General features: G+C 71.6%; 17 protein-coding genes and 1 pseudogene. 3 read left to right on the top strand and 15 right to left on the bottom strand.

The genetic code is table 11. The features are described from left to right. Positions 1-7: 7 nt before the first annotated feature. The 9 genes from D455_RS0118930 to D455_RS0118890 all read right to left on the bottom strand — a co-directional run bounded on the left by D455_RS0118930 (position 8) and on the right by D455_RS0118890 (position 9,770). The gene (locus D455_RS0118930) at positions 8-427 is read right to left on the bottom strand and encodes a cytidine deaminase (protein ID WP_017572280.1); all 420 of its coding nucleotides are present in this window, start codon (positions 425-427) and stop codon (positions 8-10) included. Next, complete coding sequence (locus D455_RS0118925) at positions 406-1,668, bottom strand: ABC transporter permease (protein ID WP_017572279.1); 1,263 nt, start codon at positions 1,666-1,668, stop codon at positions 406-408. Before D455_RS0118925 ends, D455_RS0118930 begins: the two co-directional genes overlap by 22 nt. After that, entirely contained in the window at positions 1,665-3,242 is a 1,578-nt protein-coding gene (locus D455_RS0118920; RefSeq protein ID WP_017572278.1) for an ABC transporter permease, read from the bottom strand. The genes D455_RS0118925 and D455_RS0118920 overlap by 4 nt, the downstream gene beginning before the upstream one ends. Further along, positions 3,239-4,849, bottom strand: coding sequence for an ABC transporter ATP-binding protein (locus D455_RS0118915; RefSeq protein ID WP_026122772.1), 1,611 nt, complete (start codon positions 4,847-4,849; stop codon positions 3,239-3,241). The genes D455_RS0118920 and D455_RS0118915 overlap by 4 nt, the downstream gene beginning before the upstream one ends. Positions 4,850-5,132: 283 nt before the next feature. Then, a complete protein-coding gene (locus D455_RS0118910; RefSeq protein WP_017572275.1) occupies positions 5,133-6,185 on the bottom strand; it encodes a BMP family lipoprotein in 1,053 nt (350 codons plus the stop codon). 354 nt (positions 6,186-6,539) lie between these two features. Further along, entirely contained in the window at positions 6,540-7,271 is a 732-nt protein-coding gene (locus tag D455_RS30975) for an alpha/beta fold hydrolase (RefSeq protein WP_026122771.1), read from the bottom strand. A gap of 135 nt (positions 7,272-7,406) precedes the next feature. Continuing rightward, positions 7,407-7,748 (bottom strand): biotin/lipoyl-containing protein, encoded by a 342-nt coding sequence (locus tag D455_RS0118900; RefSeq protein WP_017572273.1) that lies wholly within the window; start codon positions 7,746-7,748, stop codon positions 7,407-7,409. A gap of 7 nt (positions 7,749-7,755) precedes the next feature. Further along, the gene (locus tag D455_RS0118895; protein ID WP_017572272.1) at positions 7,756-8,775 is read right to left on the bottom strand and encodes an alpha-ketoacid dehydrogenase subunit beta; all 1,020 of its coding nucleotides are present in this window, start codon (positions 8,773-8,775) and stop codon (positions 7,756-7,758) included. Continuing rightward, positions 8,772-9,770, bottom strand: coding sequence for a thiamine pyrophosphate-dependent dehydrogenase E1 component subunit alpha (locus D455_RS0118890; protein ID WP_051064659.1), 999 nt, complete (start codon positions 9,768-9,770; stop codon positions 8,772-8,774). The genes D455_RS0118895 and D455_RS0118890 overlap by 4 nt, the downstream gene beginning before the upstream one ends. An 859-nt stretch (positions 9,771-10,629) precedes the next feature. Between D455_RS0118890 and D455_RS0118885 the strand changes: the two genes are divergently transcribed. Further along, positions 10,630-11,121, top strand: coding sequence for an Lrp/AsnC family transcriptional regulator (locus D455_RS0118885; protein ID WP_017572270.1), 492 nt, complete (start codon positions 10,630-10,632; stop codon positions 11,119-11,121). Between the two features lie 9 nt (positions 11,122-11,130). Here the strand turns inward: D455_RS0118885 and D455_RS0118880 are convergent, their stop codons facing one another. Genes D455_RS0118880 through deoC form a run of 5 tightly spaced genes read right to left on the bottom strand, consistent with a single transcriptional unit; the run spans position 11,131 to position 16,964 of the window. Continuing rightward, entirely contained in the window at positions 11,131-12,801 is a 1,671-nt protein-coding gene (locus D455_RS0118880) for a phospho-sugar mutase (RefSeq protein ID WP_017572269.1), read from the bottom strand. Between the two features lie 11 nt (positions 12,802-12,812). Next, a complete protein-coding gene (locus tag D455_RS0118875; RefSeq protein ID WP_017572268.1) occupies positions 12,813-13,610 on the bottom strand; it encodes a purine-nucleoside phosphorylase in 798 nt (265 codons plus the stop codon). Positions 13,611-13,637: 27 nt separating this feature from the next. Next, the gene (locus D455_RS0118870) at positions 13,638-14,588 is read right to left on the bottom strand and encodes an aldehyde dehydrogenase family protein (protein ID WP_017572267.1); all 951 of its coding nucleotides are present in this window, start codon (positions 14,586-14,588) and stop codon (positions 13,638-13,640) included. Next, a complete protein-coding gene (locus D455_RS0118865) occupies positions 14,581-16,011 on the bottom strand; it encodes an aldehyde dehydrogenase family protein (RefSeq protein ID WP_017572266.1) in 1,431 nt (476 codons plus the stop codon). Before D455_RS0118865 ends, D455_RS0118870 begins: the two co-directional genes overlap by 8 nt. A gap of 5 nt (positions 16,012-16,016) precedes the next feature. Then, positions 16,017-16,964, bottom strand: coding sequence for a deoxyribose-phosphate aldolase (gene deoC, locus D455_RS0118860; protein ID WP_026122768.1), 948 nt, complete (start codon positions 16,962-16,964; stop codon positions 16,017-16,019). Between the two features lie 569 nt (positions 16,965-17,533). Between deoC and D455_RS30970 the strand changes: the two genes are divergently transcribed. Continuing rightward, a complete protein-coding gene (locus D455_RS30970) occupies positions 17,534-17,983 on the top strand; it encodes a GNAT family N-acetyltransferase (RefSeq protein ID WP_338037829.1) in 450 nt (149 codons plus the stop codon). 98 nt (positions 17,984-18,081) lie between these two features. Further along, complete coding sequence (locus D455_RS0118850) at positions 18,082-18,783, top strand: hypothetical protein (protein ID WP_026122767.1); 702 nt, start codon at positions 18,082-18,084, stop codon at positions 18,781-18,783. Here the strand turns inward: D455_RS0118850 and D455_RS30965 are convergent. Continuing rightward, a pseudogene (locus tag D455_RS30965) lies at positions 18,746-19,616 on the bottom strand (heparan-alpha-glucosaminide N-acetyltransferase domain-containing protein); the annotation flags it as partial. The gene D455_RS0118850 and the pseudogene D455_RS30965 overlap by 38 nt on opposite strands.

Raw genomic sequence — 19,616 nt, 5'->3', positions numbered from 1 at the left:
GAACTGGTTACGTGAGGTTGTGCGGGCCGAAGGCCTGCGGCAGGACCTGGTCCATGGTCAGGATTCCCTCGGGGGTGTCCACGAGCAGGTCCGGCCCGCCGTGCTCGAACAGCAGTTGTCGGCAGCGCCCGCAGGGCATGAGGGTCTCCCCCCGCCCGTCCACGCAGCTGAACGCCGTCAGACGCCCGCCGCCGGAGGCGTGCAGGGCACTGACCAGACCGCACTCGGCGCACAGGCCCACCCCGTAGGAGGCGTTCTCCACGTTGCAGCCGCTGACCACCCGGCCGTCGTCGACCAGCGCCGCCGCGCCCACCGGGTAGTTCGAGTAGGGAGCGTAGGCGTGGGCCATGGCCTCGCGAGCGGCGGCCCGGAGCGCGGCCCAGTCCACCTTCACGGGTGTGTCCGTCATGATCGGCTCGCCCTCCATTGCTTACCGACCGAGGCGGGTGGCCTCAGTCTCTGGGAAGCCAGCGACAGTACCAGCAGGGTGGTGACGTGCGGGCTGTAGGTGGCCAGCTCCCGCGGCAGCGAGTCGGTGGAGAAGAACCACGCGAACAGCAGGACCGAGACGAGCACGCCGAAGGCGGCCAGCCCCTTGCGGTCCCGGCGCACCTGCCACAGGGCCACACCCAGCAGGGCCACCGCCAGGAGCAGCAGCAGCGCGTGGACCGCCTCGCCGCCGCCGCGCACCTGGAGGGCGTCGGTGTAGCCGAACAGGCCCGCGCCCATGGCGAGGCCGCCCGGACGCCAGTTACCGAAGATCATCGCGGCCAGACCGATGTAGCCGCGGCCGCCGGTCTGCCCCTCCTGGTAGATCTGCGAGGCGACGACGGACAGGAACACGCCGCCCATACCGGCCAGGCCGCCGGAGACGATCACGGCGACGTACTTGAGGCTGTACACCGGCACGCCGAGGGACTCGGCCGCGTCGGGGTTCTCGCCCACCGAGCGCAGCCGCAGGCCGAAGGTGGTCCTCCACAGCACCAGGTAGGACAGCGGGATCATCAGGATCGCGACGACCGTCAGCGCGGGCATGTGCGTGGTCACGCCGACCACCAGCGAGGCCAGGTCGGCGACCAGGAAGACCCCGCTGTCGGCGACCGGCCCGAGCGCCCGGGCGACGAAGGGCAGGTCCCACACCGGGAACGACGGGGCCATCGGCGACTGGGCCGCGCCCGCGCCGGGCACGTCGGCGTAGACCAGGATCGACAGGTAGCGCATGGCGCCGAGCATGAGGATGTTGATCGCCACACCGGACACGATGTGGTCCACCGCGAAGGTCACCGTGGCCACGGCGTGCAGGAGGCCGCCCGCCATACCGGCGAGCACGCCCGCCAGCAGGCCCATCCACGGGTTGTCCGTGGACCAGGCGAAGTAGGCGCCGAACCAGGTGCCCAGGATCATCATGCCTTCGAGGCCGATGTTGATGATGCCCGCGCGTTCGGCCCACAGACCGCCCAGGGCGGCCAGGCCGATGGGCACCGCGAAGGTGATGGTGGTGTTGATGGTGCCCGCGTCGGTGAGCATGTCCTGGCCGGTGATGGTGCGCAGGCCCGCCAGGGCCACCAGCACCGCGCCGAACAGGGTGAGGAAGCGCCAGCGCGCCCATCCCCGGGGCCGTGGCGAGGGCTTCGCCACCGGCTCCATCACGTTCATCTCCTGGCTCACTTGGCCTCCCCTCCGCGCCTGTCGTCGGAGTCGGGGCCGGTGCCGTCCGGGTCGGGCGACCCGTCGGTGCGGGCCGGAGACTCCTCCGTGGACACCTTGACCTTCACCGTCTCCTGTGTGCTCGGCCCGGCGGTGACGTCGAGCTGCTTGCCGATCTGCTGCTGCTGGTAGCGGCGGCCCCAGCGGTGCACGACCTCGTAGACCACGACCACGGTGAGCACGATGGTGGCCTGCGCGATGACCGCGATCTCCTGCGGGATGTCGTCGAAGGGCAGGATGCCCGACGCCTGGTTCAGGAAGGACCAGAACAGGGCGGCGAAGACGATGCCCACGGGGTGGTTGCGGCCCAGCAGCGCGATGGCGATGCCGATGAAGCCGATGCCGGTCGGGAAGTCCAGGGCGTAGTAGTGCGAGCTGCCCAGCAGCTGCGGCAGGCCCACCAGACCGGCGACCATGCCCGAGAAGAGCATGGACAGGAACACCATCTTCCTGACGTCGACGCCGNTCTTCGACTGGCCGGTGGCCCGCAGCTCGAAGCCGAAGCGGGTGCGGTTGAGCATCACCCAGTAGGCGATGCCGACGGCGACGGCCAGGAACACGAAACCGTAGATCCTGTCCTCGGAGCCGAGGAAAAGCGCCGGGACGCCCGGCACCCAGGACGACTCGGGCATCGGCGGGGTGCCGATGTTGTTGGTGCTGATCTCCACCGCCAGGCGGTCGGTGCTCAGCAGGTAGGCGGTGATGCCGGTGGCGATGGAGTTGAGCATGATCGTGGAGATCACCTCGGACACGCCCCGGGTCACCTTGAGGTACCCGGCGATACCGGCCCACACGCCGCCGACCACCACGGCCGTGATGACGACGACGATCTGGCTGATCACCGGCGGCAGCAGGATGTGTCCGCCCACGGCGGCGGCCAGCAGCGCGGCGAGCCGGTACTGGCCGTCCACGCCGATGTTGAACAGCTTCATCTTGAAGCCGATCGCCACCGCGACGGCGGCCAGGTAGTACGTGGTGCCGTCGTTGATGATCCGCACCAGGCTGTCGGGCCTGGAGCCGTACTCCATCATCCGCGCGAACGTGGCCAGCGGCGGGATACCGCTGAAGAACAGCACGGCCGCGGTGACCGCGGTGGCGATGACCCCGGCGGCCAGGACCGCGGCGAAGGACAGCGCGAGCATGCCCGAGAGCCGGTGGAAGAGCAGGAAGGCCAGCGCGGAGCCGACCAGGGCTCCCAGGACCGCGGCCACCGGCTCGACCAGGGACAGGTCCAGGAACCAGCCGGTCAGCAGTCCGGCCGCAACCGACAGCACCAGGGCGGTCGGTACCACCAGGGTGGCGCGCAGGACCCCGCCCTCCTCGGCGGATCCGGCGCCGCCGGAGCGTCCCGCGGCGGGGACCATGGGACCGGACCAGGCCACGAACGCGAAGGCGACCACGACACCGATGATCAGCGCCGCCCACCACAGCAGCGCCGTGTCCAGCCCGAGGGTCAGCAGCACGCCCAGGACGACCGGAACGCCCAGCGCCACGGGCGCGGACAGGGTCGTGTCGGGGCGGGGAAGCCTACTCATGCGCCGCCCTCACTTCCGTGTCGGTGGGCACCGTCGGCACCGTCGGTACCGCCTTCCGTGCTCTGGTCGGCCCCGTCCAGTCCGGCTCCGGTCATGGCCGAGCCCAGCTGTTCGGGTGTGACGGTGGTCGGGTCGGCCTGCGTGACGAGCCGGCCGCGCAGGATCACGTGCAGGGTGTCGGACATGCCGATCAGCTCGTCCAGGTCGGCGGAGATCAGCAGCACGGCCAGACCGGCGGCGCGGGCGTCGCGCAGCTGCTCCCAGATGGCGGCCTGGGCGCCCACGTCCACACCGCGGGTGGGGTGGGCGGCGACCAGGAAGCGCGGGGACCCGCTCATCTCCCTGCCGATGATGAACTTCTGCTGGTTGCCGCCGGACAGGGCGTCGGCGATCACGTCGATGCTGGGGGTGCGCACGTCGTACTCGTCGACGATGCGCGCGGCGTCCGCGCGCGCCCCGACCTTGTTGATCCAGGGGCCGCGGACGCTGGGTTCCTTGGTCTGGTGGCCGAGGATGCGGTTCTCCCACAGCGGGGACTCCAGCAGCACGCCGTGCCGGTGGCGGTCCTCGGGGATGTAGCCGACGCCCGCCTCGCGGATCCGCAGCGTGGACCAGCCGGTGACGTCCCGCTCCTCCAGGAGGATGCGCCCGTCGGCCAGCGGGCGCATGCCCATGATGGCCTCGATCAGCTCGGACTGGCCGTTGCCCTCGACACCGGCGATGCCGACGATCTCACCCCGGTGGATGTCCACGCCGACCCCGTCCACGACGGCGCGGCCGTCGGCGGAGCGGACGGTGACCCCGTCCAGGGAGAGCACGACGTGGTCGGTGACGGTGGACTCGCGCAGCTCGGGCACGGGCAGTTCGCCGCCGACCATGAGCGTGGCCAGCTCCCGGGCGGTGGTGGTGCCCGGGTCGGCGGTGGCCACGGTGGTGCCGCGACGGATCACGGTGATCTCGTCGGCGACGGACAGGACCTCGTCCAGCTTGTGGGAGATGAAGATGACGGTGAGGCCCTCGCGCTTGAGCTCGCGCAGGTTGTCGAACAGCTCGTCGACCTCCTGCGGGACCAGGACGGCGGTGGGCTCGTCGAGGATGATGGTCCGCGCGCCGCGGTAGAGGACCTTGAGGATCTCCACGCGCTGGCGTTCGCCGACGCCCAGCTCCTCCATCAGGCGGTCGGGCTCGATCCCGAGGCCGTACTGGGTGGACAGCTCCCGGATCTTCGCGCGGGCGCGGTTGCCGATGCCGTGGCGGCCTTCGGCGCCCAGGACGACGTTCTCCAGCACGGAGAGGTTGTCGGCGAGCATGAAGTGCTGGTGCACCATGCCGATGCCGTTCCGGATGGCGTCGGAGGGTGAGCCGAAGCGCACCTCCCTGCCCTGGACGCGGATCTGGCCCTCGTCCGGGCGGTGCATGCCGTACAGGGTCTTCATCAGCGTGGACTTGCCCGCACCGTTCTCGCCGACGATGGCGTGCACGGTACCGGGGGCCACGGTGATGTCGATGTCGTGGTTGGCCACGACTCCGGGAAAACGCTTGGTGATCCCGCGCAGCTCAACGGCGGGGGGCGCCTGGGCCCCTTTGCCCGATGGCGTGCTGCTCATCTGTCTCCTCGTGGAATGTGCGGCGTGGCTCGGCGGCCGGGTCGCGGCCGGTGCCGGACGCCCGTCGCTGAACGGCGACCGGGGCGGCACCGGCCCGGGTGGTGCCCGGTCGGTGCCGCCCGTGGACGCGTTGTCACCGCTGGTTCGGCCCGCGGTGGCGGTCGCGCCGTGGCGCGGTGGAGCCTTCTGGGTCCGCTTCCTGGGCTGAGCCCCCGTGTGCTGGGGGCTGGTTCGGGCGCCCGAACACGGACCGAGGCGAAGCGGAGGTCCGGGACTACACGGCCTACGGCTCGGACGGAACCTCGATCTCGCCGTCGATGATCTGCTGCTTGATCTCGTCCAGCTGGTCCTGGATCGGGCTGATCGCCTCCTCGTTGGAGGTCGTGTAGTCCACACCGCCGTCGGACAGGTTGAAGCGCTGGATACCGGCCTCGACCTCGTCCTCGGTGGCGTCCTCGATCAGCTCGAACACGGCCACGTCCACCTGCTTGATGGCGGAGGTGAGCACGTACGGCTTCTGCTCCTCGGTGGCGTTCTCGTACTGGTCGCTGTCGACGCCGATGAAGGTGAAGTCGTTGGCGACGGCGGCCTCCAGGACGCCGTTGCCCGAGGCGCCGGCGGCGTGGTAGATCACGTCCGCGCCGCGGTCGTACTGGGCCTGGGCGAGCTCGCGGCCCTTGGCCGGGTCGCTGAAGCCGCTCATGTCCGGCGGCTGGCTGAGGTAGTCGACCTCGATGGTGACGTCCTCGTTGACGTGCTCGGCGCCCGCGACGTACCCGGCCTCGAACTTGTGGATCAGCGGGGTCTCGACGCCGCCGACGAAGCCGATGTGGTCCTCCTCGGTGGTCAGCGCCGCGGCGGCACCGGCCAGGAAGGACGCCTCGTTCTCCGCGAAGACCAGGCTGGTGACGTTGTCCACGCCCTCGATCGCGGAGTCCACGATGGCGAAGTGGACGTCGGGGTACTCGGCCGCGACGGCCTCGACCGGACCAGCGTAGGCGAACCCGACGGCGATGACGACGTCGAAGCCCTCCTCGGCCATGGTGGCCAGGCGCTCCTCCTTGGCCGCCTCGGACTCACCGTCGCTGGGTTCGAAGTCGGCGGTCTCCACGCCGAGCTCCTCGGCCGCCTGGTTCAGGCCGCGGTAGGCCGCGTCGTTGAAGGAACGGTCACCGCGACCGCCGACGTCGTAGGCCAGGCCGACCCGCACCTCGGAGTCGGTGGCCTCGCCGCCGCCCTCGCCGCCGCCACCCTCGGCCGCGTTGTCACACGCGGTGAGGGCGAGAACACCGGCCGCCGCGACCGCGGCGAACCTGACTGCGTTGCTGCGCTTCACTTCTCACTCCTCTTACGCCCTCTCAGCGGCCAGCATTCGCGCGCGACCGGACTGAGTTCTGCAGCCGGACGATATCTGGTGGCCGAAAGTACATCGAACGAACAGACGGAGTTGTTATGAAGGCGAGAGCGGAGCGACACGGGTCCTTACCCGGAAGTCGCCAGGCGGGTGCCAGAAGCGGTCGGCGCCGTTTCGGGATTGCGTTACCCGGTTGCCGTTCGGCGCACCGACACGGCATTACCACGCTTGGCGTTTCCACCTTCACAGATCGTCACACCGGCTCACGGGCGCGGCTGGTCCAGACCGGACCAACCACGCCCGTGTCCGCGGGCAGCCGGGGGCCGTTCCAGCCCCTCAGTCCGCCAGGAAGTCCAGCACGGCCTGCCGGAACACCTTGGAGGAGACGGCGTTGGCGTGGTCGCGCTTGGGGATCTCCACGTGGGTGCCCCCACAGCGCTCGGCCAGGGCGGCGGCGCCCTCGGCGAGCGGGTCCCGGGCTCCCGCGGCGAGCAGCACGGGAAACCCCGTCAGCGGGGGTTCGTCGCTGAAGGGACGCGAGGCCTGACCGCGCGCGCAGGCGGCCAGGGCGGCGGGGTCGTTGCCCGGCAGGGCGGCCACCGTGCGGAAGACGAGGTCGAAGGGCGTGTCCCCCGAACCCGGGTCCGACAGGTCCGTCCCGGCGAAGGCGTTTTTCGGCCCGAAACCACCGAGAACCACCCGTCTGACCCGTTCGGGCGCGGTCAGCGCCAGTTCCCAGGCCAGGCGTGAACCCATGGAGTAACCGACCGCGTCGACCTCGTCCACGCCCGACTCGTCGAGCACGGAGAGCAGGTCGGCGACGAAGTGTTCGGGCAGGTAGAAACTGCTGTCCGCCGGTTTGTCACTGGTGCCGTGGCCGCGCAGATCGGGCCCAATCACCCGTAGCCCGGCCGTTTCCAGAGCCTGTGTCCACCCCGCGGCACGCCAATTCATGCCGAAGTCGGTGCCGAAACCGTGCAGAAGAAGTACGGGAACTCCGCCACCCGGAGTCTGCGGACGCAAATCCACATAACGCGTTGTCACGCCGTCGGCGGGATTCGTGGACATGCCACTCCCCATCGTTGTCATCGAAGAATGGAAAGAAAAATCCGGGGCCCGATCAGAGATTTCTCCGAAAGGAAGGCGCATTTGGGCGCCCTCTCTCGTGCCTTTCTCCGAACGGGCCCCGGTCACACTTCGTCGTCAGTCCGTCGGGGGCTTGAGCCGCACCCGACGGGCGGGGCGGGGCTCCTCGTCGGGGACCCTGCCGACGATGCCCGCCTGGGGCGCGTCCTCGGCCCGCACCGCGAAGGTCACCAGGGGGTCGCCCACCGGGACCACCTGGTCCTCGTCGGCGTGCAGCTCGACGATCCGGCCCTCCTTGGGCGAGGGGATGACCACCGCGGACTTGGTGGTCTCCACCTCCACGAGGGGGGCGTTGCGCTCGACCGTCTCGCCGACGGCGACCTGCCACTCCAGGACGGTCGCCTCGACCAGCCCCTCACCCAGGTCGGGGAGGGCGAAGGTGATGTTCTCTTCTGCCATGGTCGGTTCAGTACTCCAGGGTCCGTTGCACCGCGAGCAGGACGCGGTCGATGGTCGGCAGGTACTGCGGTTCCAGGGGACCCGCGGGGTAGGGCACGTCGAAGCCGGTGACGCGCTGGACGGGGGCGGCCAGATCACGGAAGCAGTTCTCCGTGACCAGGGAGGCGACCTCCGCTCCGAGCCCGGCGGTCAGCGGCGCCTCGTGCACGACCACGGCCCGCCTGGTGCGCGAGACCGAGGCCGCGAGCCCGGCCGCGTCGATGGGCTTGAGCCAGCGCAGGTCCAGCACCTCCAGGTCCACGCCGTCCTCGGCGGCCAGTTCGGCCACCTGCTGGCATCGGTGCACCATGGCGCCCCAGGCGATGAGGGTGGCGTGTCGGCCGGGGCGCACGACACGACTGGTACCGATGGGATCGCTGGGCTCGCGCAGCTGGACGGGCCTGCGGTCCCAGTAGCGGGACTTGGGCTCCATGTAGACGACGGGGTCGTCGGAGCGCACCGACTGGAGCAGCAGGCTGTAGGCATCGGCGGGGTCGGAGGGCGCGGCGACCTTGAGGCCGGGCGTGTGCGCGAAGAGCGCCTCCAGGCTCTCCCCGTGGTGCTCGGGCGCCTGGATACCGCCGAAGGAGGGCAGACGCAGGGTGATCGGCATGGGGGTCGCACCTCGGGTGCGGTAGTTCATGCGCGCCACCTGGTTGACGATCTGGTCGATCGCGGGGTAGGCGAAACCGTCGAACTGGAGCTCGGGGACGGGCCGCCATCCGTTCATGGCCAGGCCGACCGACATGCCCATGATCGCGGACTCGGCCAGCGGGGTGTCGAAGACACGCCTGTCCCCGAACTCCTTCTGAAGGCCGTCGGTCACGCGGAAGACGCCGCCCAGGGTGCCGACGTCCTCACCGAAGACCAGCACGTCGGGGTCCTCGGTGAGCAGGTCGCGCAGGGCGCGGTTGATGGCCTGCTGCATGGACAGCTCGACCGTGGGGGTGTCGGCCGCGGTGTCGGGGCGTTCGATCAGCTCGGTCACAGCTCGACCTCTTCCTGCCAGGTGCGGCGCTGCCGGGTCAGCTCCTCGGTGGTCTCCCGGAAGACGTGGGTGAACAGCTCCGACCCGTCGGGCTCGGGTGCGCTGGCGACGCCGTCCCGGATGCGTTCGGCCTCCTGGCGGGCCCGGGCGTCGGTCTCGCTGAGGAGCGCCTCGTCGGCGTGCCCGGCGGCGAGCAGGGCCTCGCGCAGCAGGGTGACCGGGTCGCGGTCGCGCCAGCGCTGGGCCTCGGCGTCGTCGCGGTAGCGGCCGGGGTCGTCGGAGGTGGAGTGCGGCTCGACGCGGTAGGTGAGCGCCTCGACGACCGTGGGCCCCTCGCCCCGGCGGGCCCGGGCGACGGCCTCGGCGGTGGCCTCGTAGACCGCGCCCGCGTCGTTGCCGTCCACCAGGACGCCGGGCATGCCGTAGCCCTCGGCGCGGGCGGAGACCGAGCCGCCCGCGACCTGGCGCTCGTTGGGGACCGAGAGCGCCCACTGGTTGTTCTGGCAGAAGAAGACCACCGGGGCGCCGAGGACCCCGGCGAAGTTCATGGCCTCGTGGACGTCGCCCTCGGAGCTGGCGCCGTCGCCGAAGTAGGCCAGGGCCACGCCGTCGTCGCCGCGCAGCCGCTCGCCCACGGCCCACCCGACCGCGTGCGGGACGGGTCCGCCGACCACGGCGTTGACGGCGCCGAACCGGGAGGCCGCCACGTCGTAGAGACCGCCGTGCCACAGGGCGCGGTGGGTGGCCATGTAGCCGACCATCTCCACGCCGTAGGCCAGGGCGGAGGCCATCTCACGGTAGGTGGGGAAGACGAAGTCCCGTGCCGGGTCCAGCGCCGAGGCGCTGGCGACCTGGGCGGCCTCCTGGCCGCGCACGGACACGTAGGCGGGGAAGACACCTTGGCGTTGCAGGGCGATGGCCTCGGTGTCCAGGTCGCGCGCGGTCCTCATGTGGCGGTAGAGCGCGCGGGTGAGGTCGGCGGGCAGGTGGTCCACGGCGATGGTGTCCCGGCCCGCTGGCTCGTGGATCGACGAGACTGGGTGCACAGCGCCTCCGTTGAGGGTGGTGGCCCCGCGCCTTCCGCGAAGCGGGCTCTGGGGCGATGGTGGGCGACGGGCGGGCATGTCGAGCGGCTCCCAACGTGGCCCCGCCCCATGTGGTGGTGCCGGGCCGGGCCGGATGGTGTCTGTCTTGTACGCCGATTCTCCGGAAGATTCGACACTTTCGCTAGATACAGGCGAGTAGTTGATACAGATGAGGACAACTAGGGCGTCATCGTCCTCTGATGTCTAGAGTGAACTCCACTCCACCCCAGAAAACGACACACGCACCTATACACAGAGGAATCACCACCAAAGCCTCATCCAATCCGGAGAGGCCCCGAACAGGCACACGGAGTCACCGGCACCGGCGTCCCGTGTCACGGAACAGCCGCGTTCACCCGCTACGGATGCGCACGGGGGCGTCGAGCGCGTACGTTCGGGGAAGCCGGCCATCCGGTCAACGAAACCCCCCGACTCCACGACACATGGGCGCGGAAAGGCCCCCCGACAGGAAGATCTGTCGCACTTTCGGACTCCCGGTGTAGTTACCCGCCGGTCCGGGAAACCACCAACCCACCGACCACGTCAACCATGAGTACAGTCGGCTCCCCCGACATGCCCCCCGCACGTCGGACCTCCGGGTCCCCGCTCCCCGATCCGCTCCGATCTCCTCTCGGTGATCGGACGGCTGGTCTCGCCGACTGAGATTCCGCTAGACGGAAACAACGTTTACCTGGTAACTCGTTAGCCCCGGTCAATGACGACGACAAGGGGCTTCGTCCTGAAACAAGAGCACACGAGGAGCACGCACATGGCCATGGGCGACCAGCGTAGGAACGGCCGGCGGCCGGACACGACCGACCAGACGATCCTGAGCGCCCTCGCCAAGGACGCGCGGACCGGGATCACCGAGATCGCCGCACTGGCCAACGTGTCCCGGGCGACGGCCTACAACCGGATCAAGCGGCTCACCGACGAGGGCGTCATCCGCGGCTACTCCGTGGTGACCGACCACTCCAAGATGGGGCTCGGCGTCACCGCGCTCGTCCTCATCTCGGGCAGCCAGCCGGACTGGCGGGCCAACCGGGAGATCCTGTCCTCCTACCCGGAGATCGAGTACTGCTGGTACGTCGTGGGCTCGGCGGACATCGTCCTGCTCGTCCGTGTCGCCAACACCAACCAGCTGCGCGACCTGATCCTGACCCGGTTGCAGTCCCTTCCCGGTGTGACGGCCACCCAGACGCTCACCGTCATCGACGAGGTCGTACACCGGCCCGTCGTGGAACCCGCCGACGGCGACTGAAGGGTCCCCTCATCCCCTGACCACCTCGGCGACCGAGGCCATCAGCTCGGCCAGCAGACCCGAGCCCAGTGCGCGGGTGGCCGCCACGTCGCCGTCCACGTCCACCACCACCTCGGCGTAGGCCTTCAGCTTGGGTTCCGTCCCCGAGGGCCTGAGCGTCACACGCCCCCTGTTCTCCAACCGGAAGCGCAGGGCGTCCGTCGGCGGCAGACCCGCGTGTCCGACGGCGAAGTCGTCCACCCCCTCCACCCGCAGGGGACCGAACGCGGCGGGCGGTTCGGCGCGCAACCGCCGCATCGCCGCGGAGATCACCGCCAGGTCCTCCACCCGTACCGACAGCTGGTCGCTCAGGTGCAGGCCGTACCGGCGTGCCTGGTCGTCGAGCAGGTCGAGCAGGCTCACCCCGTCCCGCCTGGCGCGGGCCGCGAGCGCCGACGCCACCAGGGCCGCGCTGATCCCGTCCTTGTCGGCGACCGGACGGCCCCCGTCCGCGCCCACGCAGTAGCCCAGCGCCTCCTCGAACGCGAAGACCCGCCGCTGCCCGGGTCCGCCCGCGCGCGCCAGCCACTTGAAACCGGTGAGGGTCTCCTCGTAGCGCACCCCACGATCCCCGGCGATCTTGCCGAGCAGGCTGGAGGAGACGATCGAGGTGGCCACCACCCGGTCGGGGCCGCTGGTGTGGTCCAGCACGTACTCGGCGAGCAGGCCGCCCACCTCGTTGCCGGTGAGCAGGCCGTGCCCGGGAACCGCGAGCGCGAGCCGGTCGGCGTCGGGGTCGTTGGCGATCACCAGGTCGGCCCCGTCGGCGGCGCCGGTGGCCAGCGCCATGTCCATGGCGCCGGGTTCCTCCGGGTTGGGAAAGTCCACGGTCGGGAAGTCGGGGTCGGGGTCGAACTGGGCGGCGACCACGGACGGGCGCGGGAACCCGGCCCGATCCATCGCCTCCAGCAGCACCCGGCCGCCCACGCCGTGCATGGCGGTGTAGGTGGTGGACAGCTCCCGGTCCTTGCCCGGGACCAGCGCGGTGACCGCGTCCAGGTAGCGGTCCACGATCTCCTCCCCCAGCACCGTCCAGTCCTCGCCCAGGGGCAGGTCGACGACCGATTCCACGGCGTCGATGGCCTCGGAGATCTCGGTGTCGGCCGGGGAGACGATCTGGGTGCCCGCGTCGGCGTCCCCGCCCGCCTTGGCGGCCCCCGCGTAGACCTTGTAGCCGTTGTCCCGGGGCGGGTTGTGGCTGGCGGTGACCATGATCCCGGCGTCGGCGCCCAGGTCGCGGACGGCGAAGGCCAGGACCGGGGTGGGCAGCGGCCCCGGCATGAGGGACACCCGGTGTCCGGCGCCGGTGAGGACGGCGGCGCTGTCGCGCGCGAAGTCCGCCGAACGGTACCGGGCGTCGTAACCGATGACCACGTGCCCGGGTCCGTCGCCGAGCCAGGCGGCGATACCGGCCGCCGCGCGCATGACCACGACCCGGTTCATCCGGTTGGGTCCGGCGCCGAGCGCGCCGCGCAGCCCCGCGGTGCCGAACTCCAGACGCGTGCCGAAGCGGTCGGTGAGGTCGGCCATCGCGTCGGCCTCACCCCGCTCGGCGCGCTCCGCGAGCCCCGTCAGTTCCGCGCGGGTGTCGGGGTCGGGGTCCTGGCCGATCCACTGCCTGGCCTGGTCGACGACGGTCATCGGGGTTCCCCTCAGAGCTTGGCGACGATGTCGGCGAGCAGGCGGCCGACGTTTCCGGCGGCGTCCCGGCCGGTGGCCAGCACGTCCTCGTGGTCGAGGTTGGCGCCGGTGAGCCCGGCCGCGATGTTGGTGACCAGCGACAGGCCCAGCACCCGCGCGCCCGCGGCACGGGCGGCGATGGCCTCCAGCACGGTGGACATGCCGACCAGGTCGGCGCCCATGGCGCTGAGCATGCGGATCTCGGCGGGGGTCTCGAAGTGCGGGCCGGGCATCGCCGCGTACACGCCCTCGGGCAGGGAGGGGTCGACCGAGCGGGCCAGCTCGCGCAGGGCGGGGGTGTAGGCCTCGGTGAGGTCGACGAAGGTCGCGCCGGTCAGCGGGGACCGGGCGGTCATGTTGATGTGGTCGGCGATGAGCACCGGCGAGCCCACCGGGTAGGCGGGGTTGATGCCGCCCGCGGCGTTGGTCAGTACGACCGTGCTGGCGCCCGCCGCCACGGCGGTGCGCACGCCGTGCACGACGGAGGCGGTGCCGTGGCCCTCGTACAGGTGGGTACGCCCCAGGAAGGCGAGCATGGAGCGCCCGCCGCCCTGGATGCTGCGGACGGTGCCGCTGTGGCCCTCCACGGCCGGGGGCACGAAGCCGGGCAGGTCGGCGGTGGGCACCTCGTGCCCCGCGTCACCGAGCAGGTCGGCCGCGGGAGCCCATCCCGACCCCATGACCAGGGCGACGTCGTAGGTGTCCACGCCGGTGCGCGAACGCAGTTCGGCGGCGGCCTCCTCGGCGGCGGCCTGGGGTGTGCGAGTCACAGTGCGCTCTCTTCCGTTCGTTCGTGCCTAGATGCCCACGGGGTGCCAGACCGTCTTGGTCTCCAGGAAGGGCTTCATCCGGGCGGTGCCGGGGTCGGGGTCGAGCCAGGCGTCCTCACCGCCGTCGGCGCCGGGACCGGGGCGCAGCACCCGGGTCAGGGTGGTGGCGGCGGTCTCCTCGAACTCCACGGCCGACTCCCCCGCGCCGGTGAGGTCCAGGGCGTTGACGTCGGCGTGCGCGGCCAGGTGGGGGCCCAGTTCGGCGGCCCGGCCGGTGAGCAGGTTGACCACGCCGCCGGGCAGGTCGGAGGTGGCGAGCGCCTCGGCCAGGTCGATCGCGGCCAGCGGCGCGCTCTCGGAGGTGACCACGACGGCGGTGTTGCCGGTGGCGATCACCGGGGCGACCACGGAGGTCAGGCCGAGCAGCGGCGCGTTCTGGGGCGCGAACACCGCGACCACGCCGGTGGGTTCGGGCGCGGAGTGGTTGTAGTAGGGGCCCGAGACCGGGTTGGCGCCCCCGAGGACCTGGGCGACCTTGTCGGTCCAGCCCGCGTAGTACACCCACCGGTCGACGGCGGCGCTGACCACGCGGTCGGCGTCGGCTCGGGAGAGCCCCTGACCGTCCACGGCCCGGTCGACGAACTGGGCGCGGCGCCCCTCCAGCATCTCGGCGATCCGGTACAGGATCTGGCCGCGGTTGTAGGCGGTGCGCGTCGACCAGCCGCCGAACGCCTTGCGCGCGGCGGCCACGGCGTCGCGGGCGTCCTTGCGCGAGGCGAGCGCGGCGTTGGCCAGGTGCTGGCCGCTGGAGGAGGTCACGGGGTAGCTCCTGCCCGATTCCGAGCGGGGGAAGGCCCCGCCCAGGTAGAGCTTGTAGGTCTTGCGGACCGCCAGGCGCGCGGGGACGCGGGCGGCGGCGCCACCGCCGGTGCCCTCCCCGCCCTTGGCGGCCTTTCCGGTGTGACGCCGATCAGCCAAGGTAGGCCTCCAATCCGTGCCGCCCGCCCTCGCGGCCGTATCCCGACTCCTTGTAGCCGCCGAAGGGGCTGGTCGGGTCGAACTTGTTGAACGTGTTGGACCAGATCACACCGGCGCGCAGGCGCTCGGCGGTCCACAGCATGCGCGAGCCCTTCTCGGTCCACACGCCCGCGGAGAGCCCGTAGGGGGTGTTGTTGGCCTTGGCCACGGCCTCCTCCGGGGTGCGGAAGGTCAGGACCGAGAGCACGGGGCCGAAGATCTCCTCGCGGGCCACCCGGTGGGACTGGCTGACGCCGGTCAGCACGGTGGGCGCGAACCAGTAGCCGGTCGACGGAAGTTCGCAGTCGGGCGACCAGCGCTCGGCGCCCTCCTCCTCGCCGGTGTCGGTGAGTTCGCGGATGCGCTCCAGTTGGGCGGCGGAGTTGATCGCGCCGATGTCGGTGTTCTTGTCGAGCGGGTCGCCCAGGCGCAGCTTGGAGATGCGCGTTCTGAGCCGGGGCAGCAGCTCCTCGGCGATCGACTCCTGGACCAGCAGCCGGGAACCGGCGCAGCACACGTGGCCCTGGTTGAAGAAGATCCCGGAGACGACGCCCTCGACCGCCTGGTCCAGGGCCGCGTCGTCGTAGACGATGTTGGCGCCCTTGCCGCCCAGTTCGAGGGTGAGGCGCTTGTCGGTGCCCGCGACCGAGCGGGCGATCCGGCGGCCGACCTCGGTGGAGCCGGTGAAGGCCACCTTGTCCACGCCGGGGTGCTCCACGAGGGCGCGTCCGGTCTCGCCCGCGCCGGTGAGGATGTTGACCACGCCCGGGGGCAGGTCGGCCTCCTGGCAGATCTCGGCGAAGGCCAGCGCGGTGAGCGGGGTGGTCTCGGCGGGTTTGAGCACGACGGTGTTGCCGGTGGCCAGCGCCGGGGCGATCTTCCACGCGAGCATGAGCAGCGGGAAGTTCCACGGGATGACCTGGGCGGCCACGCCCAGCGGGCGCGGGTCGGCGCCCAGCCCGGCGTGGGCGAGCTTGTCGGCCCACCCGGCGTGGTAGAAGAAGTGCGCGGCGACCAGGGGAAGGTCGACGTCGCGCGTCTCCTTGATGGGCTTGCCGTTGTCCATCGACTCCAGCACGGCCAGTTCGCGCGAGCGCTCCTGGAGGATGCGGGCGATGCGGAACAGGTACTTGCCGCGTTCGGCGCCGGGCATCCGGCCCCAGACGGTGTCGTGGGCGCGGCGGGCGGCGGCGACGGCCCGGTCCACGTCGGCGGACCCGGCGACGGCGACCTGGGCGAGCTTGGTCTCGTCGGCGGGGTTGAGGGTGGTCAGGTATTCGCCGCCCTCGGCCGGGGTGAAGGCTCCGTCGACGAACAGGTCGTGGGTCTCGCGCAGGGTGACGACGGAGCGGGACTCCGGTGCGGGCGCGTACTCGAAGATCACGGCTCTCAGTCCAGCGTGTAGTAGTCGGGGCCCGGGTAGGTGCCGGTGGACAGCCTGGTGCGCTGCATGAGCAGGTCGTTGAGGAGGCTGGAGGCTCCGATGCGGAACAGGTCCGGGGTCAGCCAGTCGGAACCGGCGACCTCGTTGACCAGGACCAGGTTGCGGATGGCGTCCTTGGTGGTGCGGATGCCGCCCGCGGGCTTGACGCCCACGTGCCTACCGGTGGCTGCGTGGTGGTCGCGGACCGCCTCCAGCATGACCAGGGTGACCGGCAGGGTCGCGGCCGGGGACACCTTGCCGGTGGAGGTCTTGACGAAGTCGCCCCCGGCCCGGATGGCCAGGTGGGAGGCGCGGCGCACGTTGTCGTAGGTGGCGAGTTCGCCGGTCTCCAGGATGACCTTGAGGTGGGCGGTGCCGCAGGCCTCCTTGACGGCGGCGATCTCCTCGAAGACCTTGAGGTAGTCGCCGGACAGGAAGGCGCCGCGGTCGATGACCATGTCGATCTCGCTGGCGCCGTCGGCGACCGCGCGTCGGGTGTCGGCGAGTTTGACGTCCATGGGCGCCCGGCCGGAGGGGAAGGCGGTGGCCACCGAGGCCACGCCGACTCCGGTGCCGCGCAGCGCCTCGACGGCGGTGGCGACCATGTCGGGGTAGACGCACACCGCGCCCACGCGGGGCACGGTGGTGTCGGCGGGGTCGGGGTGTGCGGCCTTGGCGCACAGGGCCCGGACCTTGCCGGGGGTGTCGGCGCCCTCCAGCGTGGTCAGGTCCACCATGCTGATGGCCAGGTCGATGGCCTGGGCCTTGGCGGTGGTCTTGACGGACCGGGTGGACAGGTCCTGGGCGCGGGCGCGCGCGCCGACCTCGTCCACACCCGGGAGTCCGTGTAGGAACGCGCGGAGTTCGCGGTTGGTCGTCGCCTCGGGCGCGAATGCGGTGTGGGGCACGGGCACCTACAGCTCGATCGGATTGCTGGCCGGTCCGTCCNGCCGTGGCCAGCGGAAACGGCTCCTGGGCGGCTCGGCGCGGAGGGTGTCGCCCCCCGGTCCGGGCCGTCAGGCAGTCACCCTAACGCCGGGCGGGAGCGGCGTCAGCATCCGTCCGGACCGCGCCGTCCAAGGTTGGAGAAGCCTCCAAGTCATCCCATGAATGATGGTTGTGGCTTCCCCCAATCCGTCCCCGGAAAACCCCCGTGACGGGCACGGGAGGGGTTCTCTCCCGACCGCCGCGGACACGTCCGGTCCAGACCGGACCACTCCCTTGACCGTGGGGAGCGGGATGCCAGACTGGGCCGAATCCCTCCCCCGGGTTCCCGCCCCACCGGGTCCGCTGGTCGGAGGGCGTGGCCGGAGACGACGGGAGTGGTGGTGTCAGCCGGAGAGCGGATCGAGCGCCCTGTGAACACCGAGGACACGGATGCGGACGAGGGCGGACGCGTGCGGGGAACACGGCCGGTACGCCTGGTCCGGTTGGACCGGGACGATCCGGAGGCGGCCCTGCTGCGGNGTACGTGAAGCCGCCGGTGACCACCCTGCCCGCCGCCGACGCCGATCCGGCGCGCACGCCCTTCGCCGTCGCCGCGACGGAGGCGCCCGTCACCGACGCCGCCGGGGCACGGGCGGCGTGCGCGGGGTTCGGCGTCCTGGACCGGGCCGTGCACACCCGTGACCTGGTCGCCGACCCGGAGCACGCCGTGCTGCTGCGTGCCTTCTACGTCGCCATGACCTGGCAGGGCCGGGGCGTGGGGCGCGCCGTGTGCGGCCCTCCCCTGTTGGACCGGCTGGCGGCCGACGTGGCTCCGGAGGCGACCGAACTGGTGCTGTGCGTCAACGAGGCCAACGACGTGGCGGCCCGTGTCTACGGCCGCGCCGGGTTCGCCTTCACCGGGCACCGCTTCGTGGACGCGGGCGGAGGACCGCAGTTGGTGATGACGCGCCCCCTGCTCCGGGACGCCCCGACCACCCCGCCGTGAACGACCGGGGCGTTCACGCGCTCCGCCCCGCACCGGTTCGCGCTTCGGACGTGCGGCGCCGGGCGCCGCGCGGAGGGAGGAGCGCCTACGCTGTGACCATGGCGGAGTTCCGGATCAGCAGCGACGACAAGAGCGTCGACCTGCGCAGGATGGCGACGGCGCTGGCCGAGTCCCAGGGCTGGGCCCGTGAGGAGGTCGGCATCTGGGACAACCGCCGGGGCGAGGTGATCGTGACGGTGGACGACGCCCTGCTGCGCAGGCCCGAGGCCGATCCCCTGCACCGCCCCCGGCACACCCCGCGCGCCGTGCACGAGGCCTGCGAGACACTGCGCCGCGAGGACCCGTCCCTGCGCCGCGTGGACTTCCGTGTGCTGCGGAGCGAGACCGCACGGTTCTTCTCCGCCGGGTGGACCGTGGCCGACGTGCTGCACGCCCTGGGGCACCGGCCCGACGGCGTGCCGTGGGCGAGCGGCCCCGAGTACCAGGGCACCGACTGGCTGCACGCCCGGATGAGGGCGTGGCGGACACCCGACGGCGACATCCGGCCCTCCAGGTCCCAGGAGGCCGCCCAGCTGCGGGTGATCAGCCGGGCGGGACTGCCGATGGACATCGGCCTGCCCGAGGACACCGAGATGTCCCAGCGCCCGGTGGCGAGTCCGTCCGTGGCGCGGTCGGCCGCCGACGACGCGCGCAGGCTCATGCGGCAGAACTCCCGGACCACGACGGACTCCCTCGCCCACCGCGACCGCACCTCGGCCAACATCACCCGCCGGGACGATCCCCGGGGAAACCGCCCGTAGTGCCGTCGGGACGGCCGGAGCCGTCGGGGCCGCCGGGACGGCCGTCGATCCCGGCCCTGCGCTCCTCCACCAGGGCGACCGCGCTGTTCGCGACCTCGCCGAGGAGGAGTTCGGCCGGTCCCCTGCCCGCGAGCAGCCGCCACACGGTGGCGAAGACCAGCGCGCCCAGGACGAACCACTCCAGCAGCCACGGCTGACGCCAGTCGAACCCGCCGTCGACGGCGATGACCGTCGCCAGGGCCAGGAGGTGCCCGGTGTAGACGGTCAGCGGCATCCGCCCGACCGAGGTCAGCGGGTACGTCAGGACGCGCAGGCGTTCACACAGGAACACGCACACCACCAGCACCACGAGTGCCTGTCCGACCGCCTCGGCCATCTCGAAGGTGGTACCGGTGTGGGGCGTGCCGATCGCCAGCCACCACCAGGAGTCGGTGGGCACCTGCCCTGAGATCGAGTGCATCTGGTCGGTCACCGCGTAGCGCACGTCCTCCACCACCGCCGGGTCGGTCACCATGGCGGGGGGCAGACCGGTCAGCCCCGGGCCGACCTCCTCCACCAGCCGGTCCAGGCCGCCCATCGGGTGGAGCAGGAGCCAGGAGCCCCCGTAGCCGAACAGGGCCAGCACGACGCCGGTGCCCAGCAGGCGCAGCCGCACGGCGGTCGCGGCCAGGTCCAGACGGCCCACCGCCATCCCCGCGGCCACGAAGACCATGAAGGTGATCGCCGGGTAGTAGCCGGTCAGGAGGAACTCGGTGAGCGAGGACAGCGACGCCGTCCGGGGCGAGGGCGGGAAGACGTGGTCCCGGAGCAGGAACGACAGCGGCGGGCCGAGC

The sequence above is a fragment of the Nocardiopsis halotolerans DSM 44410 genome (assembly GCF_000341065.1).
GTDB lineage: Bacteria > Actinomycetota > Actinomycetes > Streptosporangiales > Streptosporangiaceae > Nocardiopsis > Nocardiopsis halotolerans.
This window is presented reverse-complemented; position numbering and strand designations above follow the sequence as displayed.